This is a genomic window from Streptomyces sp. NPDC045955 (genome assembly GCF_056430805.1).
Genome location: NZ_JBWKKY010000005.1, coordinates 227,595 through 251,584, shown reverse-complemented (window position 1 = coordinate 251,584; position 23,990 = coordinate 227,595). Strand labels below are relative to the sequence as shown.

Below are 23,990 nucleotides of genomic sequence, written 5' to 3'. Positions count from 1 at the left end.
GGTGTGGCTGAGTTCACATGCAGCCCGGACATCGTCGTGCCCGCCGCTCACTGTGAGATCGTCTACGAGATCCCGATCAACCGGTAGGCACAGGCTTTCGCGTGGGCGGGCTGTCCCGGTGCTTCGGTGCGTCCACGTCATGCGAGCGGTGAGGGCGGTCAGCCCTGCCGTTCACGTCGTGACAGTGGCCCAACCCCGTAGAACGCTGCCATTGACTGATCACCCCTGGGCCGTCCCTGGGCCGTGCGAGGGTGCCCGAGGTCGACCAACGGCGACCGGCAGTGACAGTCGAGTCTCAGCCGCTCACCACGAACCCCCAGGTCACAGCCCCCCACCCCTACGCGTTTCCACCCAGGGGTAGCGGTACGGCAAGATGGGGTGTATCTGCCCACTGCCGTATTCAAGCTGCCGGACGGTTTCTCTTGGCTGAGTTCATTTACACCATGCGCAAGGCGCGTAAGGCGCACGGCGACAAGGTGATCCTCGACGACGTGACGACCAGCTTCTACCCGGGAGCGAAGATCGGCGTCGTCGGCCCGAACGGCGCCGGCAAGTCGACCATCCTCAAGATCATGGCCGGGATCGAGCAGCCGTCCAACGGTGACGCCTTCCTCAGCCCCGGCTACACGGTCGGCATCCTGCTCCAGGAGCCCCCGCTGACCGAGGACAAGACCGTCCTGGAGAACGTCCAGGAGGGTGTCGCCGGGATCAAGGGCAAGCTCGACCGGTTCAACGAGATCGCCGAGCAGATGGCGACCGACTACACCGACGAGCTCATGGACGAGATGGGCAAGCTCCAGGAGGACCTCGACCACGCCAACGCGTGGGACCTCGACGCCCAGCTGGAGCAGGCCATGGACGCCCTGGGCTGCCCGCCCGGCGACTGGCCCGTCGTCAACCTGTCCGGCGGTGAGCGCCGCCGCGTCGCGCTGTGCAAGCTGCTGCTGGAGCAGCCCGACCTGCTGCTGCTCGACGAGCCCACCAACCACCTCGACGCCGAGTCCGTGAACTGGCTGGAGCAGCACCTGGCCAAGTACCCGGGCACCGTCGTGGCGGTCACCCACGACCGGTACTTCCTCGACAACGTCGCCCAGTGGATCTGCGAGGTCGACCGCGGCCGCCTCTACCCCTACGAGGGCAACTACTCGAAGTACCTGGAGACCAAGGCCGCCCGCCTCAAGGTCGAGGGCCAGAAGGACGCCAAGCGGCAGAAGCGCCTCAAGGAGGAGCTCGACTGGGTGCGGTCGAACGCCAAGGGGCGGCAGGCCAAGTCCAAGGCGCGTCTCGCCCGTTACGAGGAGATGGCCGCCGAGGCCGACAAGATGCGGAAGCTGGACTTCGAGGAGATCCAGATCCCGCCGGGCCCGCGCCTGGGCAACGTCGTCGTCGAGGTCAACAACCTCACCAAGGGTTTCGGCGAGAAGCTGCTCATCGACGACCTGAGCTTCACGCTGCCGCGCAACGGCATCGTCGGCATCATCGGCCCGAACGGCGCCGGCAAGACGACGCTGTTCAAGATGATCCAGGGCTTCGAGGAGCCCGACTCCGGTTCCATCAAGGTCGGCGACACCGTCAAGATCTCGTACGTCGACCAGAGCCGCGAGAACATCGACCCGAAGAAGACGCTGTGGGCGGTCGTCTCCGACGAGCTGGACTACATCAACGTGGGCCAGGTCGAGATGCCGTCGCGCGCGTACGTCTCCGCCTTCGGGTTCAAGGGACCGGACCAGCAGAAGCCGGCCGGTGTGCTCTCCGGCGGTGAGCGCAACCGGCTGAACCTCGCGCTCACCCTCAAGCAGGGCGGCAACCTGCTGCTCCTCGACGAGCCGACCAACGACCTGGACGTCGAGACCCTCTCCAGCCTGGAGAACGCGCTGCTGGAGTTCCCCGGCTGCGCCGTGGTCGTCTCCCACGACCGGTGGTTCCTGGACCGCATCGCCACGCACATCCTCGCCTACGAGGGCGAGTCCAAGTGGTTCTGGTTCGAGGGCAACTTCGAGTCGTACGAGAAGAACAAGATCGAGCGGCTCGGCCCGGACGCCGCGCGTCCGCACCGCGCCACCTACAAGAAGCTGACCCGGGGCTGATCTTGCGGCACATCTACCGCTGCCCGCTGCGCTGGGCGGACATGGACGCGTACGGCCACGTGAACAACGTGGTGTTCCTCCGCTACCTGGAGGAGGCCCGTATCGACTTCCTGTTCCGTCCGGAGAAGGACTTCAAGCAGGGGTCCGTGGTGGCACGCCATGAGATCGACTACAAACGGCAGCTGGTCCACCGGCACACCCCGGTGGACATCGAGCTGTGGGTCACGGAGATCAGGGCGGCGTCCTTCACCCTCACCTACGAGGTGAAGGACGACGACCTGGTCTACGTCCGGGCCTCGACGGTGATAGTGCCGTTCGACTTCGAGGCCCAGCGCCCGCGCCGGATCACCTCGGAGGAACGCGAGTTCCTCCGGGAGTACATGGACGACGACGAGGAGGAGGCCGTCGCCGCATGACGGTGCTCCACCTCGCCGACGAGGGGGAGGCGGCGGATCTCGCGGCCTTCCTCTCCCGGCTGCTCCACTACGACCGCGGGGCCGCGGTGCGCCTCCAGGCGGCCGGCACCGCCCTGGCCGTGTTCGGGCGGCCGCCGTCCTTCGAGGTGCTGGCCGTGCGCGCGGTGCGGCTGTCGAAGCCGTACGAGGACGGCCTCGACGTCACCCTTGACGTGACCGTGTCCGCCGGTGAGCTGCTGGAGTCGGTGGACGAGAAGGGCGCCACGGCCGTCGTGCCGGGCGCGGTGACCGGGCCGCCGTGGGCGGGCGTGCTGCCGCCGCGCGGCGGCTGGCGACCCGAGCCGGGGCTGCCGGCGCCCGAGGCGCTGCGGACCCTCGTGGCCGCCGCCGTCGCCGAGTTCCGCTCCCGTACGCAGGAGTTGCCGGACGAGCGGCGTACGAGGGCCGAGCTGGACCGGATCGGGCGGGACATCTGGTCCCGTACGGTCGGCGACACCCGGCTCCCGGTCCGGGCCGTGCACGCGGCACAGTCGCTCGGCTTCCTGCGGCCCGGAGTGCCACTGGGCCTGTTCTCGTCGGGCGCGTGGCTCAGGCTGCGCACGCCGTACGGGTCGGTCGCCGTACGGCGGGCCGGGCTGGGGGCGCTGGACGTCAGCGTCCGCTGACCGTCACCGCGCCCCTGCGTGTCAGGTCAGCCCGGGCTGTTCACCATCGAGGCCGCCGCGTACGTCAGGTAGTTCCACAGCGTCTGCTCGTGTTCCTCGGAGAGCCCGAGCTCCTCGACGGCGGCCCGCATGTGCTTCAGCCAGGCGTCGTGCGCCGCACGGTCGACCGTGAAGGGCGCGTGCCGCATCCGCAGGCGCGGGTGGCCGCGGTTGTCGCTGTACGTCGTGGGGCCGCCCCAGTACTGGATGAGGAAGAGCGTGAGGCGCTCCTCGGCCGGGCCCAGGTCCTCCTCGGGATACATGGGCCGCAGCAGCGGGTCCTCGGCGACTCCCTCGTAGAAACGGTGGACGAGCCGACGGAAGGTCTCCTCCCCGCCGACCTGCTCGTAGAAGGTCTGCTCCTGAAGCGTGCCGCGCCGAATCTCTCTCACGCTCTCCATGCTCTCAGACGCGGGGACATAGGACTCAAGGCCTAGGACCGGCCCCGTGCCCTTACTGTGGGGGTATGGGCGGGCATGCACCCGACAGGGAAATGGACGATCTCGCCGCCTCCGCGCGGGCGGCGTTGGTGCGCCGGATCGAGGCGAGCGGAGCCTTGGCCGCCGACCCGGTGTGGCGGGAGGCGTTCGCGGCGGTCCCGCGTCACCTCTTCGTGCCGTACTACTACGTCGGGGTCGCCGGCGGCTACGAACGCCGGTGGGGCCAGAGCCCCGACCCGCGGGGACGGGAGCGGTGGATACGGGGCGCCTACGAGGACACCCCGCTGGCGACCCGGCTGCGCGACGGCGAACTGCTCTCCTCCAGCAGCCAGCCGTCCCTGATGGCGGACATGCTGGCCGCGCTGCGCGTGGAGGACGGGAACACGGTCCTGGAGATCGGCGCCGGCACCGGCTACAACGCCGCGCTGCTCGCCCACCGGCTGGGCGACGACCGGGTCACCACCGTCGATCTCGACCCGGAGATCACCGAGTCGGCCCGCCGGCACCTGGCCGCGGCCGGGTACCACCCGGTCGTCGTCACCGGCGACGGCTCACGGGGCGTGCCCGAGCGCGCGCCGTTCGACCGGATCATCGCCACCTGCGCGCTGAGCACCGTGCCGCGCGCCTGGCTCGCCCAGAGCCGCCCCGGTGGCCGGATCCTGATACCGCTCGCCACGGGCCTGGTGGTGCTCACGGTGACGGACGCCGACCACGCCGAGGGGCGCTTCCTGCACACGCCCGCCTACTTCGTGCCGCTGCGCGGCGGGAGCCGGCCCGGGGGCGAGCCGCTCCAGCTGGGCGGCGTACCGCGCCGGGCCAGGGAGGACGACCTGTTCCGGTTCCTGCTGGGCCTGACCCGCGGCACCCTCGACCCGCAGGAGGCGCACTCACTGTGGGAGCAGGAGGGCAGGCCGCAGCGCGAGCGCTACGGCATCACCGTCAGCGGGGACCGGGAGTGGGCCTGGCTGGACGACCCGGAGGGGCCGTACGCCTGGCCCCTCCCGTCCTGAGCCCGGCTCGTGTCCTGAGCGGGGCTCAGCCGCGGCGGATCGTGATCGTCGTCCAGGCGCCCACGTGCACCCGGTCGCCGTCCTGGAGCGGCACGGGGACGAACGGCTGGATCGGGTCCTCCGAGCCGTTGACCGTCGTGCCGTTCGTCGAGTTCTGGTCGACGACCGCCCAGCTGCCGTCGGGCTGCTGGACCAGCACCGCGTGCTGGTGCGAGACGCCCGGGTCCTCCGGCGGCACCGAGAGATCGATGTCCGGGGTGTCGCCGGTGGAGTGCCGACGGCGGCCGATCGTGATCTGGTTGCCGGTGAGCGTGCGCTGCTGCTCGGGCGAGTACGCGGGCAGGTTCAGGCCCGCGGCCTCGGGGCCGGAGCGCTGCATCATCGCCATGAAGTACTCACGGTCCGGGCCGATGGTCGCGGTCCAGGTCGCCGGTCCCTGAGGAGCCTGGGGCTGCTGCGGGAAGCCGCCGGGGCCGGGCGGGGCCTGGGTCGCGCCGGGCTGCGGGTAGCCGTAGCCACCGCCCGGACCGCCGCCCGGACCGCCACCGGGGCCGGGCGGGGCCTGGGTGGCGCCCGGCTGCGGGTAGCCGTAGCCACCGCCCGGACCGCCACCGGGACCGCCGGGGCCACCGGGTCCGCCAGGGCCGCCACCCGGGCCGGGGGACGACGGCGGGGAGATCACCCAGTCGTCAGCGCCACCGCCGAAGGACTGACCGCCCTGCTGCGGACGCTGGGTCTCCTGCGGGAACCGGGGCGGAGCCGGCGGGCCGGACTGCTGGAAGCCCTGCGGAGCACCGCCGGGGCCACCCGGACCACCGGGACCAGGACCACCGGGGCCGGGCGGAGGCGGGACCGGCCGCGAGGGGTCGGGGCCGAATCCGGGCGGACCGGGAGGACCGCCGGGACCACCAGGACCGGGACGACCGCCGGGGCCGGGGTGGCCCGAGGGGTCGCTGCCGAACGGCGGGATCGGCTCGGCCGGGCGGTTCACCTGCGACGGGCGGGAGCCCTGGTACTCGTACGAGTCACCGCCGCCGTACGAGGGACCGGACGGGCCGGGGGGACCAGGAGGACCGGACTGACCGGGCTGGCCCGGCGGCTGGAAGCGCACGCCCGGGCCGGGCGGCGGCGGGGGCGGTGCGGCGGGGGTGTACGAAGTCGCCGTGTTCGTCAGGAAGTTCCACCGGCACTCCTCGCAGAACGGCGCGCCGCCCTCACGCGGCGTACGGCACTGCGGGCAGAGCTCCGGCTCGGCGTTCGGCACGGCGGACAGGTGCGGAGGACGCCCACCGGGCTGACCACCGGGTCCGCCGGGAGGGCCACCGGGGCCGCCCGGGCCACCAGGGGGCGGGAAGCCGTAGCCGCCGGGCGGGGGCGGCGGTGGAGGAGGCGGAGGCACGGCACCCGCCATGCGGTGACCGCAGACCTCGCACCAGTCGTCGGAACCCGACTGGTGTCCGTTCGGGCAGGTCGGCATGTCGGCGCGTCCCTCCTTCGATCTCTTCTAGGTCACTTCTTCACGCGAACAGTCTTGGTGGACCGGGTCTCGAGCGTCATCTCGTCGGCCTCTTCGACCTTCGCCTTCAGTCGCACAGTACCGGTCGCGGCATCGACCACGTCCACCACCTTCGCAAGCAGTTTCGCAGTATCGGCGTTCCCGGAGGCACTCGCGAGCTGAACGGCCCTGCCCAGTTTGGCCGTTGCTCCATCCATATCTCCCGACTTACGAAGATCCAGCCCTTGTTGGATGACCTGTGCCAGTTCCGCCTGCCCGGTGTAATGGGCGACCTGAGGGTTGATCGACGTGGAGGCGACCATGTCGTCCGTCCACACGGCACGGACCAGGCCCTGCGCGCCGAGGTTCTGGGCGGTGCCGTCGGGCTGCGGAATGACCAGCGAGATCCGGGCCGCCAGCATCTCCTGACCGATGTTCGCGGCCGGGACCTCGACGCAGACGTGGTAGTCACGGGACTCGTCTCCCCAGGAACCCAGGGGGTAGTCGCCCGCACGCGGCCCCGCCTCGGTGCGCCGGCCGGTCAGTTCCTCGACCGTGGGCGCGACCTGCTTGACGAACTTCACAGTGGTGTCGACCGGGGTCCACAGCCGCAGGGAGACGTCCGCGACCTCCTTGCCCATCGCCGTCTCCATCATCTGCGTGAAGTCGGCGGCGAGCCCGGCCGGGTCGGCGACGATGTCGGCGGTGCCGAGCAGGGCGGAGGCGATCCCTGTGACTTCTTTCACTTCCCAGTCGGTGCCCACGCCGCGCGCGTCACAGGTGAAGCGCCCTGCGCACGCGTCGAGCGCGGCCTTCAGGTCCTGGGGTGACTCGTGTTCGTTGCGGCCGTCGGTGAGCAGGATGCCGTGCCGGATGGCGACGTCCGCGGAGGACAGCAGGCGGTCGGCCAGTCTCAGCCAGGTGCCGATGGCCGTGCCGCCGCCCGCGCTGAGCGAGCGCAGCGCGCGTTTGGCCTGCTCGCGGGTGGTGGCGTCGGCGACCGCGAGGCGACCGCCGCCCGGGTAGACCTCCTTGGCCACGTGTGTCCCGCCGATCACGGCGAAGTGCACGCCGTCGCGCAGGGTGTCGATCGCGGCGGCCGTGGCGTCGCGGGCGTTGCGCATCTTGGTCGCCGGGTAGTCCATCGATCCGGAGCAGTCGACCATGATCGCCACGGCCGCGGACGGGCTCTGGCCGGGCGAGAAGAGGTGGGGCGCCGAGACCGCGGTGCCGATCGTGCCGCCGCCGGTCGCCGTCACCGTGACGATGGCGTTGACCTCGCCGGCACCCTCCGGCAGGTACTCGTTCTGATAGACGTCCACCGAGAACTGGGGCACGTTCGACTTCGAGAAATTGGCCATGCCTGCTTCTCTCCCCCTCGAAAACCCCCGCCGGAGCAGGGTGATGACGGTAGGCGGACCGGTCCCCTCCGGTCCGCTGAGGCATCCCCGTAACGCGGCCTCAGGCCGATCCTGCCCCCTGGGAGACGGCCGGGAACGGCACGAGGGCCACTGTTACGTTGTCGTGGCCCCCACCGTCCAGGGCGTGACCGACGAGCACCCGGGCGCTGTGCAGCGGTTGCGCGGCGGCGTCGAGCGGGACGACCCGGGCCATCTCGTCGGCCGCCTCCGCGTAGTTCCACAGGCCGTCCGTGCAGACCACGACCACGCCGGGCCGGTCGGGCTTGAACGCGGCGGTGTGCGGCTCCAGTTCGTAGGCGTCCGCACCGAGCCAGCCGGTGATCGCGTGGGCGCGCTCGTCGGCGTAGGCCTCGGCCTCGTTCATCAGGCCCGCGGCGACCATCTGCGCGGCCCACGAGTCGTCCTCGGTGAGCCGGGCGGGGGGTGCGCTCCGGTCGACCGGGACCCAGTAGGCGCGGCTGTCGCCGACCCAGCCGACGATCAGCAGGCCGGAGGTGACCACGGTGCCGACGATGGTGCACGCGGGCGCATTCTGGTGCGGGGCCTGTTCGCGGGCCGTGGCGGGTTCGGCGGCGAGCGAGTTGACCGCGCGCGAGGCGGCGATGATCGCGTCGTGCATCGCCTGCTGCGGGTGCGTGCCGCGTGGCAGGGCGTCCAGCAGTGACTCGCTCGCCGCCTTCGACGCCGCCATCGAGGCGTCGTCGGGGCGGGTCGCCGAGGAGACTCCGTCGCAGACGATCGCCACGGAGGCGGGTGAGCCGTCCGGCAGGGCGGTGCTGCCGATGGCGAACGCGTCCTCGTTGCGGTGGTGGCGCAGGCCGCGGTCGCTGACCGCGGCCACCGGGCCGGACTCCTGCTCCATGTGGTCCCGTTCGCGCGGCTGGGCGTGGCCGCAGTTCTCGCAGTAGCCGTCGTCGTCCACGCGGCCGGCCCGGCAGGCCACGCAGGCCTTGCCGCCGGCGCCCGCGGCCTGGGCCGCCGGGTCGGCGGACACCCGTGGGTCCGGTGCCTGGAGGAGGTACTCGTCGGGCTGCTGTGCCTGGTAGGTCTCGGACTGTGCCGGATACCCCTCCGGCCGTGGGGCGTAGCCGCCGGGCGGGGCGGCGTGCCCCTCGGTCCGGGGCGGATGGTCGAAGCGGACCCCCTCGGCCGGCGGGGCACCGGGGAGCGGGGGTGCGTCCGGCCCCGGGGCGGGCCAGGGCGCGCCGGCGGGCGGCACCGACGGCGGCTCGGGATACGCACCGGCCGCAGCGCCCTGCGCGGGCACCGAGCCGTTCATGGTGATGGTCGGGTTGTCCTGAGGCCGTACCGGCACGGCGGACAGGTCATATCCGCACGCGCCGCAGAAACGGTCACCCGATTCGAGGGGTTCCTCGCAACTCGGGCAGGCGGACAACTGGGGCATCTGCGACATCAACTACACCCACGTCCGGGGGCGGTAACGATTGGCACGTTCCACCAGGTCGATCCTCTCCTCGCCGCCGCGCGCCAGCCGGGCCAGCGTGCGATACGAGCGTTCCAGGCCGAAACGCAGGCCCCGCTCGTCCAGGCCGCTGCCGAGCAGCGTCCGTCCTCCGGCGGCGGGAGGGGCGGAACCCTGGCCCCCGGAGAGTACCCAGTCCAGCGCGCAGCCGAGGACTTCGGCCGACAACTGCTCCCGGCGCGCCGGGTCCAGACCGTACGCGTCCAGGGCCTCGACCTGCGCCGCGGCGGCCGTGAGGTCCTCCAGGAACGGTACGTCGGAGGCGGTCGCCGTGCGCTGCCGCAGCCGCGCCCGGACGGCGGCCACACGGGCGGCCGTGTAGTGGATGGAGGACTCCGGGACCGACTCCAGCGTCCGTACGGCGCTGCGCCGGTCCCCGGTCGCCAACTGCACGCGGGCCAGGCCGAACGCGGCGCTCACATAGCTCGGGTCCGTCGACCACACCAGCCGGTAGTACTCGGCGGCGTTGTCGAGCTGGCCCAGCACCTCCGCACACAGGGCCAGCGCCAGCTTGGGCGCGATCTCGCCGGGAAAGGCGTCGTAGATCGCGTCGAAGGCGAGCGCGGCGCCCTCGTCGTCACCCGTGACCAGCGCGGCCACGCCCCGGTACCAGACCACCCGCCAGTCGTCGGCCCGTTCGCCCTCCAGCGTGACCAGCGCCTCCAGCGCGGCGGCCGGATCACCGGTCTCCAGCCAGCCCCGGATCTGCCGCAGCCGCGTCTCGATCGACGGGGCCGGAGCCGCCGCGAGGGCGCCGAGCAGCTCGGCCGGGGCGGAGGTCATCAGGCCCGCCAGGAAACCGGCGTTGGGGTCGGACGGGTCGACGCGGGGCACGGGGAGGGCGAGGGAGGCGGCGCGGGTGTCGACAGGTTTGACGAGGCCGTGGAGGCTGGGCAGGCCCGGCGCACTGCCGGGGACCGGCCCTGTCGCGGCTCCTCCGGGCCCGGCGGCGAGCTGGGCGGCGTGGGGTTGGGCAGGGACGGCCGGCAGCGTCGCCGCCGTAGCGGAGTTGCGCCGTTTGCGCACCACCCTCGCCCCCAGCCGGGACACCTCACCGTCCAGCTTCGGGAACAACTCCGTGTCCGTGACCCGCAGCTCGGGCCCGAACAGCGTGGACAGGGCGGGCCGGGCACGGCCCGTCTGGAGGGAGACGACCTCCCGAAGGACGCCCGTCAGCTGCTCGGTCATCTCCTGCGCGGAGGCGAACCGGCGGGCCGGGTCGGGGTCCGTGGCGCGGACCAGGAGGCGGTAGAACGACTCGTACTGCCGGAACACCTCGATGTTGTCCGGGTCGGGCAGGGAGTCGACGTAGACGTTCGTATAGCCCTGGAAGTCGAAGGTCAGGACCGCGAGCGTGCGGGCGACGGTGTAGAGGTCGCTCGCCACCGACGGGCCGGCCTCGGCGACCTCCGGCGCCTGGTAGCCGACCGTGCCGTAGATGGCCGACTCCTCGTCGTCCATCCTGCGCACCGCGCCCATGTCGATCAGCTTGAGCTGGTCCTCGGTCTGGATCGCGTTGTCGACCTTGAAGTCGCAGTACAGCAGGTTGCGGCTGTGCAGATGACCGAGCGCCTCCAGGGCCTCCAGGCCGTACGCACAGGCTTGCTCCACCGGCAGCGGATCGCGCCTGCCGTGCGGGGTGCGACGGGCGTTGGCGATCTCCTTCAGCGACTTGCCGCCGACGTACTCCATGACGATGTAGCCGTCGAGGGAGCCCGTGCGCTGGTCCAGGTGCTCCACGAAGTTGTAGATCCGCACGATGTTGGCGTGCTCGATCTCCGCGAGGAAGCGCCGCTCGGAGATGGCCGCGGCCATCGCGTCCTGGTCACCGGTGTCCAGCAGGCCCTTGAGGACCACCCAGCGGTCGGAGACCGCCCGGTCGACGGCCAGGTAGACCCAGCCCAGCCCGCCGTGCGCGAGGCAGCCGACCACCTCGTACTGGCCGTGCACGACGTCCCCGGCCTTCAGCTTCGGAACGAACGAGTACGGATGCCCGCACTTGGTGCAGAAGCCCTCCGTACGCCCCGGCCGGTCGCCGCGCGCCCGGCCCACCTGAGCGCCGCAGTCGGAGCGCGAGCAGAACCGCTTCCGCTCGGGCACTTCGGGGTTGTCCAGGACCATTTCGCGCGGGTCGGGCCGCGGGATCGGCGGGACCTGGACCAGTCCCGCGCCCAGTCGGCCCCGCGACGAGGAACCGGCGGCGGAACCGGAGCTGCGCACCGACACCGAGCGGCCCGTCGCCTTGCCCGACAGGGAGCGCGAGAGGCGTCCCGACACCGAGCGGCGGGACTTCGACGACTGGGACGACGTACGGGAACTGCGGCTGCTGGAGCGGGAGCTGCCGCTGCGCCCCGAGCCGTGTGAGCCGCCCTTGCCGCCGGCGGTGATGCCGGTGGGGGGTGACCCGACCATGCCTCCCCCAGAGGGGGGACCCCCAGCGGCGACGACCGGGGCGAGGCCGCAGGTGTCGCAGTACAGTTCGCCGCCGCCCACGTCCTCGTAGCTGCCGCCGCAGGCGGGGCGCTGACAGGTGCGCTGCGGCTCGCCCGGTGTTCCGCCCGGTGCCTGGCCCGGTGACCGGCTCGGCGGTTCGTTGGGTGGTTCGTTCGGTGCCTGACTCACGGACTCCCCCTTGTCGCTCATGCGCCCGGCCCCCTCCGGTCGTCCTCCGGCACACCCTGGTCCGGCACCCGCGGGCCGCCGAGCAGATCCGCGGCGGCCTGCTGGTAGCGCAGCACGGCCTGTTCGGCGGCGCGCAGGTCGCAGGGGGCGCTCCACAGCATGCGGCGGGCCTTCTCGTACCGCTCCACCAGCAGCGTGTCCTCGGCGAAGCCGTGCCGGGCGACCTTCGCCTTGTACGCGTCGAGCCGGCCGCGCAGTTCGGCACGGACCGCCAGGGGTGCGGTGACCGCGGTCAACGACTCGCGGGCGCGCAGCAGTTCTTCCTCCGCCTTCTGCTCCAGCGACTCCAGGAGCGGGGACAGGCGGTGCCACTGGGCCTGTCTGCGGTACTCCGCGGCCGCGGCCAGCTGCTCCTGCAACGCCGTCGGCGGTCCGCTGACGACCGGCACCTCCGTCGCGGCGATCTTCGCGAGGACCTCGCCGCGGGCGGTGCGCGCCTCGGCGAGCGTACGGTCCGCGCGGCTGAGGACGTCGCGCAGTCTGACGATCCGCTTCTCGGCGTCCTGGCGCACCGTCAGGACGGCGTCGATCTCCCGGCGCACGTACTCCAGGGCGCGTGCCTCCCGGTCGTACACCGTCGTGTCGGGCCTGCCGCCGCCCGGAGCCGAACTGCCCTCCGAGGCCTGCCAGAACGCCAGCGGGTCCGACACGACCTGCTCGCGCAGTTTCGTGAGCGTGCGGGTGATGCGCTCCAGGTCGTCACCCGCCGGGTGCTCGCCGGGGCGCACGCCGACCGAGTGCGCGAGCCTGCGGGTGCGCTGGAGCTCGGCGGCCAGCAGGTCGATCCGGGCCGGCAGCGCCGACCAGACCGCGTCGGCCGCGACGACCATGTCCAGGCTCGTCGCGTACAGCTCGTTCATCCGGTCGACGAGGGTGGCGAGCGAGTAGCGTTCGCTGAGCCTGTTCCCCGTGCCGTGCAGGGTCGGGGCGTTGGCCGTTGCCGTGGCGCTGCCCGCGACCGTGACCGAGTCGCCGCTCAGCAGCTCGGTGAGCTCCACCAGGTCCTCGCGACTGGACCAGCGGCGGCGGGCCCGGATCTCCCGGGCGGTGCGCAAGGCGGCCGTGTACGCGTCGAAGTACGTCCACAGCAGCGTGATCGACGCCTCTGTGGACGTCCAGCGTTCCTGGGTGACGCCCGTGAGCTCGGCGCCTTCCAGGAGTCTGCGGCCCGCGTGGTCCTGGAGGGCGAGGAGCGAGGTCTCGATCGCCTCGTGCTCCGCGCCGAGCCGCGCCAGCGCACGGTCCACCTCGTCCCGGTCCATCACCGGCCCGGTGGATCCCGTGACGCCCATCGATCACCTCTCGCTGCGGTTGTGCCGGTTGGGGGGTCGGTGCGGTTGTCAGGTCGTGCGCAGGTACTGCGGTGCCGGTGGTTCCGACTTCTCCGAATTCTTGCCCAGTGTCGCCGACAGCCATTTGTCGTACGACGCCTGCCAGCCGGTCGCGGTGTCCTTGCGGTAGTCCACCAGGATCTGGTTGACCCGGCGTACCAGGTCGTGGGCGTCCTTCTTCATCGCCACGCCGTAGTACTCGGCAGTGAAGGCATCGCCCTTGAGCTCGACCGTCGGATCCTGTGCCGCCTGGCTCGCGGCGAGCGCGCCGTCGGTGACCACCGCGTCGGCCTCGCCGAGCTGGAGCCTGACCAGGCAGTCGAGTTGGTTCGGGACGGTCTCGGAGATGTCGGTGGTGGCGGGGAGTTTGCCGCTCTTCTTGTCCGCTTCCAGCGTGGAGTACGCCGTGGAGCCCGTGGCCGTGCAGATCCGCTTGCCGGCGAGCGTGCCGTCGTAGCCCTTGATAGGCGAGGACTTGGGGGCCAGGACCTGCTGTCCGGTCTTGAAGTACGGCGCGGAGAAGGCGACGTCCTCGATGCGCTCGCAGTTGATCGTCATCGTGCGGACGACCATGTCCACGCGGCCGTCCCGGATCGCCGGGATGCGCTCGTTGGTGGGGATCGCCTTGAACTGGACCGCGTTCCGGTCACCGAGTATGTCCTCGGCGATGCGGTGGACCAGGTCGATGTCGAAGCCCTCCAGCTCCCCGCGCTTGCCGCTGTTGGGGTCGCGGTAGCCCCAGCGGTAGCTGTTCTGGTCGACGCCGACGATCAGCTTGCGCTTCCCGCCCTGGCGGTTCTTGATCGCCTGGATGGTGTCGCCGTCGGCGGAGGAGGGCGGCAGGGTCTGCTTCTCGGGGTCCTCGCAGTCCGCTTCGGCCTTCTCGGCCTTGATCGTGGCCGACTGGGCGACGGCCTGGTCGGCCACGCTCCTTGGTCCGGACAGCGGGACGCACAGGGCGAAGACCGCCACCAGGGCGCAGACGACCGCCATCGCGGCCACCCCGCCCCAGCCCTTCAGACTGGCCCGCAGACGTCGTGCTCGCATGGTCGCGCCCCCTTTCACCCGTGTCCCGTTCATCGGTACTCCGACAGCCTGCGGCCGATACCGAGCACCGCGCCGGCGGCGCCGAGCACCGCGAGGACGGCCGCGCCCGCCGACAGGCCCGTCAGGGCGTCCCGGCCGTCGTCGGCCGCGCGCTTGAACTCGGCTTCCTCGTGCGCGAGTGCCCTGCGCAGGTTCGCGTCGACGCTGTCGAAGCACTCGCCGGTCGTCTTCCCGGTGCCGACGACCTTGTCCAGCGCCTGCTGGTAGTTGCCGTTCTCGTCCTGCTCGCGGGCCGCGGTGTGGCGCTTCTTCCACTCCGCCATGTTGCCCACGGCAGCCGTGACGGGGTTTGCGCCCGATGGGTCGTCGGCGAGCTTCCGGGCGGCCGCCAGCTGCTTGCCCAGGGCGTCGATGTCCGTGCGGAAGTCGTAGTCGTAGGCGTCGTAGGTCTGTTCGCCGACCTTCTTCGTCTCGGCGCCGCGGGACACCAGGGTCAGGTTCTCGTTGCCCCGTGCCTTGAGGGAGGCGATACGGGCGTCGTGCAGCACGTTCAGGGAACGGACGCCGTGCTCGTAGGAGTCGTTGAGTCCCGCGCGGGCGACGCTGTGGCCGACGACCAGCCAGAGGAGGACCACGGTCGCGGTGGCCGTGGCGGCGACCAGGCCCTGGTTCAGGACACGGTTCGTGCGCTGGTAGTTGCGGTGCTGGGCCCAGGCGAGGGCGGCCAGGGCGGCGAGGCCGAGCGCGATGGCGGCCCAGGGGTAGGGCGTGGCGTCCGCGTAGTCCGCGCGCAGGCGCTGGTTCTCCTTCGTGTACAGGTCCTCCGCCGCCGGGAGCATCTGCTCCTGCATCTTCTCGTTGGCGTAGCGGAGGTAGGCGCCGCCGACCGGGAAGCCCTGGCGGTTGTAGGTGCGGGCGCGCTCGACCAGGCCCTTGTACTCCGGGAGGAGTCTGTTGAGCTTGGCGATGGTCGCCGCGGACGGGGAGTCCGGGTCCGAGTTGGCGGCGGCGTTGACGAGTTTCTCCGCGGCCGTGCGGATGTCCTTCTCGTAGCGGTCGCGGGAGGCGGCCGTCTCCTGGCCGCCGGCGAGGAAGCCGCTGGAGGCGGCGGTGTTGGCGTCCGCGAGGGAGCGGTAGATGTCGGCCGCGTCCGAACTGAGGGGCTGACTGCTGGTGAGGACGTCGTCAGCCGCTGCCGCGCGGTCGGTCATCTGCCAGGCGGTGACGGCGCCGAAGGCGACGACGAGAAGCGCGAGGAGGGCGCCGACGATACGGAGGCGGCCGGGCTCCGTGATGGCGGCGGCGCGGAGTCGGTCCAGGCCCTCGGCGAAGGCGGTGCGGCGGGGCTGGGGCTCGGTACCGCCGTGCGGAGCTTGCGGCGGTTGCGTGGCTTGCGCGGGTGCTGGTTGCGCCGGTACCGCCGGGAGGGTGGGCAGGCCCGGGCCTGTTGGTGGTGTGCTGCTCGTCGGCAGGTGTGTCACTGTGACCTCCCCCATGGTCATCCGTCGCCGCAAGTATCCCTTCCGGCACTGACATCCGCACCGCCCTTGCCTCGATCTTGATCTGATCGCAGCGCGAGGCACCACCCCTTGCCCGGATACACGTCGCGGGCGTCGGTTCGGTTCCCGCCGGGCATGCGCGCGGCTACTCCACGTAGCGGCGAAACCCTTGCGCCGCCGCCGTGAAGCCGCACGCTGCGTAGAAGCGGTGGACGTACTCGTCGTCCGCTGCGAGCAACTGCACCTTGTAGCAGCCGGCCGACTCCCCCAGCCGCACGGCGGACTCCATGAGCCGACGCCCGACGCCCCGCCGCTGGAAACGGCCGGCCACCACGACGTTCTCCACGAACAGGATGGCCCGGCCACCACGGGTGAGGTTCGGCATCACGATGCAGTCCGCCGTCCCGGCCACGGCACCGTCGGCCTCGGCGACCAGGACGGTCCGCCCCTGCTGACCGGATATCGCCGCCCAGACGGCGTCCGCTGCCGCCTGGGACAACGGCGCGTCGTCCGGGTTCAGTTCGCCGTAGAGGCCCAGCAGCCCCGCCAGGTCCGCCTCGGCCGCCGCCCGCACCGTGATCTTCATGCACTGAGCCTAGAACCAGGGCCGGCCTGGGACGTGGCCTTCCGTGGAGCGTGAGCCTCAGCGGGGCGTGAGCCTCAGCGGGGCGTGAACTTCACTCACCCGTCGGAGTCTCCCTGCGGCGGAGCACGATCAGGGTCGTTCCGCCGATCAGGACCAGGGTGATGGCTATGCCGGCGATGAGGGGCGTGACGCCCGAGCTGCCGGTTTCGGCGAGGTTGGTGTCCGTCGCCGTGCCGCCCACCGAGGCCGGGCTCGGTTCACTGAGGGTCTGCGTGGCCGTGCCGGTCCCGCTGCCCTGGACCTGGCAGTCCAGCATGCCGGTGAAGCGCTGGGTGAAGCCGCCCGGGCCGCGGATCGTGAAGTCGTACGCCTGGTCCTCCTGGAGCGGAACCGTCACCGTGCGGGACTCGCCCGCGGCGATGGTGTGCTCGAGGCCCGCCAGTTCGAAGGTGAACGGCTCGTCGCCCTTGTTGGACGCGATGATGTCCACGCCGCCCTCGGCGCAGTTCTTCGCCGCCGACAGCGCCGGGATCGCGCCCTTCTTCGCCCAGGTCGCGCCCGCCGTCGCCGATACCGTCGACTCGCTGGAACCGGCCAGGATCTGCGTCTGGCTCCGGCTCTCGGAGGCGAAGGCACGGCCGACCGGCACGGTCGTCGAGGCCTGCACGGTCAGTTCCGCGGTGCCGGCCGCCGCGTCCTCGGGCACCTCGAAGAACACCTGTCCGCCGTCGGACGTGGAGGTGACGGCCTTGCCCTGCCTGTCGACGATCCGGACCCCGCTCGTGGCGGCGTCCGCGGGCGGGCTCACCGTCACACTGCCGGCGTTGGTGTGCACCGTCACCGGGCCCAGACGCTCCCCCGGCCGACCGGAGACCGCCGGCGGGTCGAGGGTGAGCGAGGCCCGGGGTTCGGGCCGGCTCCGGGCGGTCTTCTCCAGGTAGTCCGCGAGCTGTTCGGCCTGCGGGTCGAGGGCGTCGACCGCCACGTCGTCCGAGTGACGCCAGATCGCCACCTGCGTGCCGGCCGCCGCGTCCTGCTCGGTCAGCGCACCGCGAACGCCCGCCTTCCGGGCCAGCGCCGCGAGGTCGTTCACCTGCGGGTAGGAGTTCTGCAGGATCCAGTGGATCCGGCCGGCGTCCTTGTTGGCGCCCAGGGACGTGCCGCTCCAGGGCGTCTCGTGGTACTCGGCGTCCCGCTGCGTCGGGTTGTGCAGGTCGACGCAGTACGTCTGGAGCATGCCGCCGCCCTCGACGGACATCTCGAACAGGCCCGCCGACACCTGCTGGTCCCCGGAGGCGCCGTGTATCACCGCGGTGCCGTACGTCTTCAGCCCGGCTATCGTCGCGGTCGCTCCGCCCTGACTCGGCGTCGTCTCCTCGGCGGTCGCCTGGCCGGCGCCGGCCAGCACACCCGCGGCGACGAGCCCGGACACGAGCGTCGCGGCACCGAGGCGGACAGCCCCTCGCCTGCGTACGAACACCGCAGAGAACGAAGCAAACACCAAATTCCCCTTCGAGCAGGACCCGTCGATGTGGGGGGTACGGTCCCACCAGCAGAATCACAAGCCTCACGGGCCGCAAGAGCCCCGAAAGCCATGCCCGGCATCCTAGGTACGTGGCGGACGCCGCTCGCCGGTGAGGCAGTCGGACGAGTGATCCGACTCGGAATCGTTATCGCCAAGAACCCTTGTGAGCAGGGCTTATCGACAAGTCCACCCCGATTTTTGGTGCGCACTCGCCGATAAGCCGCAGTTCGGGCAGGCTGGCGGGTGATTGACGTCACGTCAATGCAGCAGGCTCCGGCGGTTGTTGAGCCGAGGCACCGGCCCGGTCCGGTGAATCCTCCTGCGGCGTCTCCCAGTTGGGCTCCGACTGGGTCGGTGCCGGTGCCGTTTCCGGCTTTCCTCCGCGGCGGAACGCCGAGGTGCCCCACGCCAGGTCGTGCCCGATCGCCACCGCGTCGATGTCCGCCGACGTCCAGCTCTGCCCCTCGCGCACGTCGGTCCGCACCTTCAGCCTGCCCTGGACGATCACGGGCTCGCCGACCGTCAGCGACGCCGCCGTGTTCGTGGCGAGCTGGCGGTTGGCCCACACCGTGAAGAAGTTGGTGTGCCCGTCGGTCCACATGTTCTTCTCGCGGTCCCAGTAGCGCGCGGTCACCGCCAGCCGGAACCTCGCCGACGGGCCGGACGCCATCTCCCGGTACACCGGCTGCGTCGCCACCCTGCCGACCGCGCAGACCATCGTCTCGTTCATCGCGAACCCCTCCCTCGCCCGGATCTGCGACACCGGGCCGACGCGTACGGGCCCGTCCCGTACGGCTGTGTCCGCCAGACTGCCGCCGCCGGGCCGAGCCCGCTGAGCGCTGTGGACCACCGCCCGCCTGTGGACAACGCCGCCACCCGAACGGGTGACACCGAGCCGTGTGTGACGCGGAGCGGCGAGGGACGCCACGTTCCGAATGACGCCGGCCCGGCGTCAGCTCCCCGCCCCCACCACCCTCCCGTACTGCTCCCGAACCTCCCGGTACCGCAGCAGCTCCGCCGCCACCGGATCCAGCACCCGGGCCCTCCCGCACCCGGCCGCCGCCTCCCGCAACCGGCGTTCCGCCTCCAGGCCGTAGCGCCGGGCCGGCCCCCGCGCCGCCATCCGGCAGCTCCACTCGATGAGCGGCCCGCCGACGATGCCGATCAGCATCAGCAGCACCGGTACGCCCAGGTTCGGCGACATGACCCCGACGATCTGGCCCACCAGCCACAGGCCGCCGAGGAACTGGAGGATGGTCATGGACGCCTGGGACAGGACGGCCATCGGCCACCACCCCGGCCGCGGCGGCCGCCCCGTCGGCACTCCCGCGCGCACGCTCAGCTCGTCCAGCGCCTCGGGCAGCCCCTGGGAACCGCGGACGGCCGCCTCACGCACCGCCTGCGCCCAGGGCGCGGGCAGACCGGCCGAGGCCCGGTCCGCCACCGTCCGTACCGCCTGCTCGACCCGCTGCCGGGCGGTGGCCTCCTCGTCGGCCTGCGTGCGCGAGGGGAGCCGCCCCGTGGCCGGCTCGCCGCGGTCCTGGTACCAGCGCCACAACCGCAGCCAGGGCGTGCCGCAGGCGCGGTTGGCGTTGCGCAGCCACGCGCGTTCGGCGGCCTCGCCCGCCGCCGTGGCGCCCACGGCGTCCGCGAGCCGGTCCGCGAACTCCTCCCGGGCCTGTTCGCTGAGCCCGGTCCGGCGCTGCGTGGCGTAGACGGGCCACAGCCGGGCCGCCGCGATGTCCACGTCGGCCGAGATGCGGCGGGCCGGCGCCGTGCGCTCCGCGACGAACTGGCCGAGCGCCTCGCGCAGTTCACCGACGCCGTCCCCGGTGAGCCCGGACAGCGCGAGCACGGTCGCACCCGGTTCGCCGTACTCCCCGAGGACGATGCCGTCCTCGTCGAGGAGCCGCCGCAGATCGTCGAGGACCTGCTCGGCGGCCTCCCCGGGCAGCCGGTCGATCTGGTTGAGGACGACGAACATGACCTCCGCGTGGGCCGCCATGGGCCGTAGATAGCGCTCGTGGAGGACGGCGTCGGCGTACTTCTCCGGGTCGACGACCCAGATGACCGCGTCGACGAGCGCCAGGATGCGGTCCACGTGCTCCCGGTGCTGTACGGCCGCGGAGTCGTGGTCGGGCAGGTCGATGAGGACGAGTCCCTGCAGCTGGGACTCCCCGCCCACGGTCGGCAGCGGACGCCGACGCAGCCGGGGCGGGATGCCGAGCCGTTCGATGAGGCCGGCGGCGCCGTCGCTCCAACTGCACGCGATGGGCGCCGCGGTGGTGGGACGGCGTACTCCCGTCTCCGAGATGGCCACCCCGGCAAGGGCGTTGAACAGCTGCGACTTGCCGCTGCCCGTGGCACCCGCGATGGCGACGACGGTGTGCTGACCCGAGAGCCTGCGCCGCGCTGACGCCTCGTCGAGCACCCGGCCCGCTTCCGCCAGTGTCCGGCTGTCGAGCCGGGTGCGGGAGAGCCCCACCAGTTCGCGCAACGCCTCCAGCCGGGAGCGCAGCGGCCCGTCGTACACCAGCGGGGACACCGCCAGTGGGACGGCGGGACGGCTGTCCCTCACGGCGTACTGGTTTCCTCCAGTGGTCTCGTCGACCCGCCGCGCGATGAGCCCGTCGTCCCAGGCACCCGTGGAGTCCGTACGGGGATCCGTACGCGCATCCGTACGCGCATCCGTACGGGAGGAGGAATCGCCGTCCGGCACGCGCGCGTGGGCGTCGTCCGCGCTCTCGCCCTCGGAGGCGTTCCCGGGGCCCTTCTCCGATGGGTTCTCGGCGGCTCCCGCCTTGTCCGCGTCGCCCGGCTGGTCGGCGCGCTCGGTGTGGTCCTGGTCAGTGACGGCGGTCACCGGTCACCTCTCCTTCTGCAGTACGGACAGGGCGGCGATGAGTTCGGCCTGGGGCTCCGGATGGATGTCAAGGGCGTCGAGCGGGGCGAGCCGGCGCTCGCGCTCGGCGTGCAGGACCCGTTCGACGTGCTCGGTGAGCAGCCGTCCGGCCCGGTCGCGCAGCCTCAGCGCGCCGTGGGCGCCGATCCGCTCGGCGAGCCCCTCCCCGGCCATCCGTCCCCGGCGGCCGCCCAACAGGGAGGTGGCGACCAGGGCGGCGACCAGCTCGGGGTCGGGCGCGAGGTTCCGGTCGAGCTCGCGCACCTCGTCCTCGGCGTACTCCTCGAGCTCCCGCCGCCACCGCCGAACGGCGAGACCGATCCGGTGCTCGGCGCTCTCCGCGGCGGGTTCGCGGTCGGCGAGCCCGGGTGCGGCCGCCGCGGGTTCGCGCCGCCAGGCGCCGTCGATGCGCTCGTCGGCGGCGGTGACGGCGCACAGCAGCAGCGCGCTCAGGTTCTCCGCGAGCGCGTCGAGGAGTTCGCCGGCGGTGCAGTCCAAGGGGAAGGCGCGCCACCGCTTGAGCGCGTCCCCGGCGAGCACCGCCCCGGCCTGCAACCGGCCCCGCACGCGCGTGTGCTCGCTGTCGTACGCCCCGTCGACGGCGGCGGTGAGTCGCAGCGCGGCGGCGTACTGCGCGGCGGCGGCACCGGCCAGCTCGGGCATCCGGGACTTGAGGGAGTCGAGGACGCCGTACGCGGTGCGGGCCATGACCTGCTGCCGGGCCGCCGGATCCTGGGCCTGGTGGAGCAGCCAGGTGCGCAGCTGGGCCACGGCGCTGGCCGGCAGGAGCCCGCCGCCCCAGGCCGACTCGGGCAGTTCGGGCACGGTGAACCGCGGCACCTCGCCGAGTCCGGCCTTCGTGAGCAGGGCCCCGTACTGCCGCGACACCTCGGCGACCACCTGGTGGGGCACCCGGTCCAGGACCGTGACGAGCGTGACGTCGTACTCCTTGGCGGTGCGCAGCATGTGCCAGGGGACGGCGTCTGCGTAGCGGGCGGCCGTGGTGACCATGATCCAGATGTCGGCCGCGCAGATGAGCTCGGCGGCCAGGACGCGGTTGTCGGAGACCAGGGAGTCGATGTCGGGGGCATCGAGGAGAGCGAGGCCAGGCGGCAGCGTCTCGGTGGTCTCCACGCGCAGCACGCGCGCGGGGTTCTCGCCCGGGAGCAGCAGATCGTCCGTGGGGTCCTGCTGGGGTACCCACACGCGTGTGAGGTCGGGCAGCACCCGCATCCCGCTGAACCAGTGATGGTCCTCCGGATGGCAGACCAGCACGGGCGTCCGTGTCGTCGGCCGCAGCACCCCGGCCTCACTGACCCGGCGCCCCACGAGGGAGTTCACCAGCGTGGACTTCCCGGCTCCGGTGGAGCCCCCCACGACGGCAAGAAGTGGCGCTTCGGGGTCTCTCAGCCGGGGCACCAAGTAGTCGTCGAGCTGGGCGAGCAGTTCGTCGCGGCTGGCACGCGCGCGTGGGGCCCCCGCCAGGGGCAGCGGGAAGCGTGCGGCGGCGACACGGTCGCGCAGGGCGGAGAGTGCGTCGAGCAGCTGAGGCCGTACGTCCAAGGTCACCACATGCGAAGAATGCCCAATTTTAGGGGAATTCTGAAGCATATGAGCATGTCTGCGCGCCGATAGAACACAAGGGACGGAAGGGACTACTGGGACACGGGCCCACGCGAGGCATAACGAGTGCACAACACCCGATGCGTCTGGAGCCAAAAGCGGTGCACGATTCGTACCTGCCTGCGATTATCAGGACCGCTTCACCGAACCTCCACATCGAGCCACGGAGGCGAAGCAACAGGGACAAGGACGCGGGAGCCCTATCCTTGTCCCCGGCAACGTCACGGATCGGCCCACACCAGGGCACCACGACAGAGGCCACCACACCGGCCCCCGTAGCTCAGTGGATAGAGCAGGCGCCTTCTAAGCGCTTGGCCGCAGGTTCGAGTCCTGCCGGGGGCGCAAGTCTCCGCCCTCCCATCGGGAGGGCGTTTTCGCGTCCGCGCTCCCGTTGCCGCTGAGACACCTTGTTACGGGTTGCCAGGCCCCCGGAATGCCGACCCAGGTGTCGTGGAAGAAGCCGTACGGCGCAGCGGTGGTCGGGTGACTGGGGCAGGCTTCCCACGTCACCACCCGAGCGCGATCATGACCCCTGGAACCGAACCGTGGACCGAACCACGGGCTGTGAAGGGGGCATGCCGTGCGGCTGCGCTGCGCTGTGCTGGACGATTTTCAGAAGGTGGCGACCGAGGTCGCCGACTGGTCGGTGATCTCGGACGACGTGGAGGTCGTGTCCTTCGACCGGCACATCGACGGCGAGGAGGCCCTGGCCGCCGCCCTGGCCGACGTCGACATCGTGGTGACCCTGCGCGAGCGCGTGCCGTTCCCCGGGTCGCTGATCGCCCGGCTGCCCCGGCTGAAACTGCTCATCGCGTCCGGCATGCGCAACTCGGTCATCGACTACGCGGCCGCCGAGGCGCACGGTGTCACGGTGTGCGGCACGGCCAGTTCCTCCACCCCGCCCGTCGAACTGACCTGGGCGCTGCTGCTCGGCCTCGCCCGCGGCATCGTCGAGGAGAGCGGCGCCCTTCGCTCCGGCGGCCCCTGGCAGAGCACGGTCGGCGCCGACCTGCACGGCCGACGCCTCGGGCTTCTCGGTCTGGGGAAGATCGGCAGCCGCGTCGCACAGATCGGCCTCGCCTTCGGCATGGAGGTCCACGCCTGGAGCCAGAACCTCACCCGCGAGCGCGCCGACGAGGTCGGCGTGGAACTCGCTCCCTCCCAGGCCGACTTGCTCGCGAACAGCGACTTCGTGTCGGTCCACCTCGCCCTGAGTGACCGCACCCGCGGCCTTCTCGGCCCCGCCGAACTCGCCCTCCTGAAGCCGACCGCCTATCTGGTCAACACCTCGCGCGCGGCGATCGTCGACCAGGACGCTCTGCTCGGCGCCCTGCGCTCGGGCCGTATCGCGGGCGCCGGCGTCGATGTCTTCGACGTCGAGCCCCTCCCGGCCGACCACCCGATGCGCACGGCCCCCCGCCTCCTCGCCACGCCGCACCTCGGCTACGTCTCCCGGGCCAACTACGCGACGTACTACGGCCAGGCGGTCGAGAACATCCGGGCCTTTCTGGATGGTTCACCCGTACGGCTCCTGGCGCCCCGCTGAGGTGTGCGGCCTGGTGACACCCTGCCCGGCGGTCACGGCCCCTGCGTCGGCGGCCGCAACCGGCCAGGGGTCCGCAAAGGTCCTGTGGTCCGCCCGGTGCGGCGAGAGTGGGGGTCCCCCTGCTCGAAGAGCTTCGGGAGGTGCCGGGCGCCGCAGGGCAGGCGAGGCGTGCGGACAACCTCTTGGTCCGCGC

Annotated in this window: 18 protein-coding genes and 1 tRNA gene; 6 read left to right on the top strand and 13 right to left on the bottom strand. The window is 72.0% G+C overall.

What is annotated here, in order from left to right; genetic code table 11:
- The first annotated feature begins 422 nt into the window (after window positions 1-422).
- The 3 genes from ettA to AC07F0_RS12650 are packed head-to-tail and all read left to right on the top strand — an operon-like array spanning window position 423 to window position 3,168.
- The gene (gene ettA, locus AC07F0_RS12660; protein WP_478977756.1) at window positions 423-2,087 is read left to right on the top strand and encodes an energy-dependent translational throttle protein EttA; all 1,665 of its coding nucleotides are present in this window, start codon (window positions 423-425) and stop codon (window positions 2,085-2,087) included.
- 2 nt (window positions 2,088-2,089) lie between these two features.
- Window positions 2,090-2,503: an acyl-CoA thioesterase gene (locus AC07F0_RS12655; RefSeq protein WP_355859252.1), complete on the top strand. Its 414-nt coding sequence runs from the start codon at window positions 2,090-2,092 to the stop codon at window positions 2,501-2,503.
- A complete protein-coding gene (locus AC07F0_RS12650; protein WP_478977753.1) occupies window positions 2,500-3,168 on the top strand; it encodes a DUF8185 domain-containing protein in 669 nt (222 codons plus the stop codon). Before AC07F0_RS12655 ends, AC07F0_RS12650 begins: the two co-directional genes overlap by 4 nt.
- 26 nt (window positions 3,169-3,194) lie before the next feature.
- Here the strand turns inward: AC07F0_RS12650 and AC07F0_RS12645 are convergent, their stop codons facing one another.
- Window positions 3,195-3,608: a globin gene (locus tag AC07F0_RS12645; RefSeq protein ID WP_478977750.1), complete on the bottom strand. Its 414-nt coding sequence runs from the start codon at window positions 3,606-3,608 to the stop codon at window positions 3,195-3,197.
- A gap of 65 nt (window positions 3,609-3,673) precedes the next feature.
- On the opposite strand from AC07F0_RS12645, the gene AC07F0_RS12640 reads away from it, so the two are divergent.
- Window positions 3,674-4,657 (top strand): methyltransferase domain-containing protein, encoded by a 984-nt coding sequence (locus AC07F0_RS12640; protein WP_478977747.1) that lies wholly within the window; start codon window positions 3,674-3,676, stop codon window positions 4,655-4,657.
- A gap of 25 nt (window positions 4,658-4,682) precedes the next feature.
- Here AC07F0_RS12640 and AC07F0_RS12635 read toward each other — a convergent pair whose 3' ends face one another.
- From AC07F0_RS12635 to AC07F0_RS12580, 12 genes are all read right to left on the bottom strand, one after another.
- Window positions 4,683-6,134, bottom strand: a complete 1,452-nt coding sequence (locus AC07F0_RS12635; RefSeq protein ID WP_478977744.1) for an FHA domain-containing protein — start codon at window positions 6,132-6,134, stop codon at window positions 4,683-4,685.
- A 32-nt stretch (window positions 6,135-6,166) separates the two neighbouring features.
- On the bottom strand, window positions 6,167-7,513 hold the full coding sequence (locus AC07F0_RS12630) for a vWA domain-containing protein (protein ID WP_478977741.1): 1,347 nt from the start codon (window positions 7,511-7,513) through the stop codon (window positions 6,167-6,169).
- Window positions 7,514-7,613: 100 nt separating this feature from the next.
- Window positions 7,614-8,987, bottom strand: a complete 1,374-nt coding sequence (locus AC07F0_RS12625) for a PP2C family protein-serine/threonine phosphatase (RefSeq protein WP_478977738.1) — start codon at window positions 8,985-8,987, stop codon at window positions 7,614-7,616.
- Window positions 8,988-8,990: 3 nt separating this feature from the next.
- Window positions 8,991-11,678, bottom strand: coding sequence for a serine/threonine-protein kinase (locus tag AC07F0_RS12620; protein ID WP_478977735.1), 2,688 nt, complete (start codon window positions 11,676-11,678; stop codon window positions 8,991-8,993).
- 17 nt (window positions 11,679-11,695) lie between these two features.
- Entirely contained in the window at window positions 11,696-13,030 is a 1,335-nt protein-coding gene (locus AC07F0_RS12615) for a coiled-coil domain-containing protein (protein WP_478977732.1), read from the bottom strand.
- A gap of 48 nt (window positions 13,031-13,078) precedes the next feature.
- Entirely contained in the window at window positions 13,079-14,116 is a 1,038-nt protein-coding gene (locus AC07F0_RS12610; protein WP_478977730.1) for a glutamate ABC transporter substrate-binding protein, read from the bottom strand.
- Between the two features lie 29 nt (window positions 14,117-14,145).
- Window positions 14,146-15,597: a hypothetical protein gene (locus AC07F0_RS12605; RefSeq protein ID WP_478977727.1), complete on the bottom strand. Its 1,452-nt coding sequence runs from the start codon at window positions 15,595-15,597 to the stop codon at window positions 14,146-14,148.
- 163 nt (window positions 15,598-15,760) lie between these two features.
- Window positions 15,761-16,201, bottom strand: a complete 441-nt coding sequence (locus AC07F0_RS12600) for an N-acetyltransferase family protein (RefSeq protein WP_478977724.1) — start codon at window positions 16,199-16,201, stop codon at window positions 15,761-15,763.
- Window positions 16,202-16,292: 91 nt separating this feature from the next.
- Window positions 16,293-17,702 carry a Cys-Gln thioester bond-forming surface protein gene (locus AC07F0_RS12595; protein ID WP_478977721.1) on the bottom strand — a complete coding sequence of 470 codons (1,410 nt, stop codon included), beginning with the start codon at window positions 17,700-17,702 and terminating at the stop codon, window positions 16,293-16,295.
- A 277-nt stretch (window positions 17,703-17,979) separates the two neighbouring features.
- Window positions 17,980-18,456 (bottom strand): single-stranded DNA-binding protein, encoded by a 477-nt coding sequence (locus tag AC07F0_RS12590; RefSeq protein WP_478977718.1) that lies wholly within the window; start codon window positions 18,454-18,456, stop codon window positions 17,980-17,982.
- 222 nt (window positions 18,457-18,678) lie between these two features.
- Window positions 18,679-20,589, bottom strand: a complete 1,911-nt coding sequence (locus tag AC07F0_RS12585) for a YfjP family GTPase (RefSeq protein ID WP_478977716.1) — start codon at window positions 20,587-20,589, stop codon at window positions 18,679-18,681.
- 3 nt (window positions 20,590-20,592) lie between these two features.
- Window positions 20,593-22,200, bottom strand: a complete 1,608-nt coding sequence (locus tag AC07F0_RS12580; RefSeq protein ID WP_436727111.1) for a dynamin family protein — start codon at window positions 22,198-22,200, stop codon at window positions 20,593-20,595.
- 320 nt (window positions 22,201-22,520) lie between these two features.
- Between AC07F0_RS12580 and AC07F0_RS12575 the strand changes: the two genes are divergently transcribed.
- Together AC07F0_RS12575 and AC07F0_RS12570 are read left to right on the top strand one after the other, a co-directional pair.
- Window positions 22,521-22,593: transfer RNA gene (locus tag AC07F0_RS12575), tRNA-Arg, on the top strand.
- Window positions 22,594-22,831: 238 nt separating this feature from the next.
- On the top strand, window positions 22,832-23,797 hold the full coding sequence (locus tag AC07F0_RS12570; RefSeq protein WP_478977713.1) for a D-2-hydroxyacid dehydrogenase family protein: 966 nt from the start codon (window positions 22,832-22,834) through the stop codon (window positions 23,795-23,797).
- The last annotated feature ends 193 nt before the right edge of the window (window positions 23,798-23,990 follow it).

Coding starts and splice junctions, on each gene's coding strand:
- AC07F0_RS12650 (WP_478977753.1), top strand. CDS start 2,500: ATGACGGTGCTCCACCTCGCCGACGAGGGGGAGGCGGCGGATCTCGCG.
- AC07F0_RS12645 (WP_478977750.1), bottom strand. CDS start 3,608: ATGGAGAGCGTGAGAGAGATTCGGCGCGGCACGCTTCAGGAGCAGACC.
- AC07F0_RS12640 (WP_478977747.1), top strand. CDS start 3,674: ATGGGCGGGCATGCACCCGACAGGGAAATGGACGATCTCGCCGCCTCC.
- AC07F0_RS12635 (WP_478977744.1), bottom strand. CDS start 6,134: ATGCCGACCTGCCCGAACGGACACCAGTCGGGTTCCGACGACTGGTGC.
- AC07F0_RS12630 (WP_478977741.1), bottom strand. CDS start 7,513: ATGGCCAATTTCTCGAAGTCGAACGTGCCCCAGTTCTCGGTGGACGTC.
- AC07F0_RS12625 (WP_478977738.1), bottom strand. CDS start 8,987: ATGTCGCAGATGCCCCAGTTGTCCGCCTGCCCGAGTTGCGAGGAACCC.
- AC07F0_RS12615 (WP_478977732.1), bottom strand. CDS start 13,030: ATGGGCGTCACGGGATCCACCGGGCCGGTGATGGACCGGGACGAGGTG.
- AC07F0_RS12610 (WP_478977730.1), bottom strand. CDS start 14,116: ATGCGAGCACGACGTCTGCGGGCCAGTCTGAAGGGCTGGGGCGGGGTG.
- AC07F0_RS12600 (WP_478977724.1), bottom strand. CDS start 16,201: ATGAAGATCACGGTGCGGGCGGCGGCCGAGGCGGACCTGGCGGGGCTG.
- AC07F0_RS12590 (WP_478977718.1), bottom strand. CDS start 18,456: ATGAACGAGACGATGGTCTGCGCGGTCGGCAGGGTGGCGACGCAGCCG.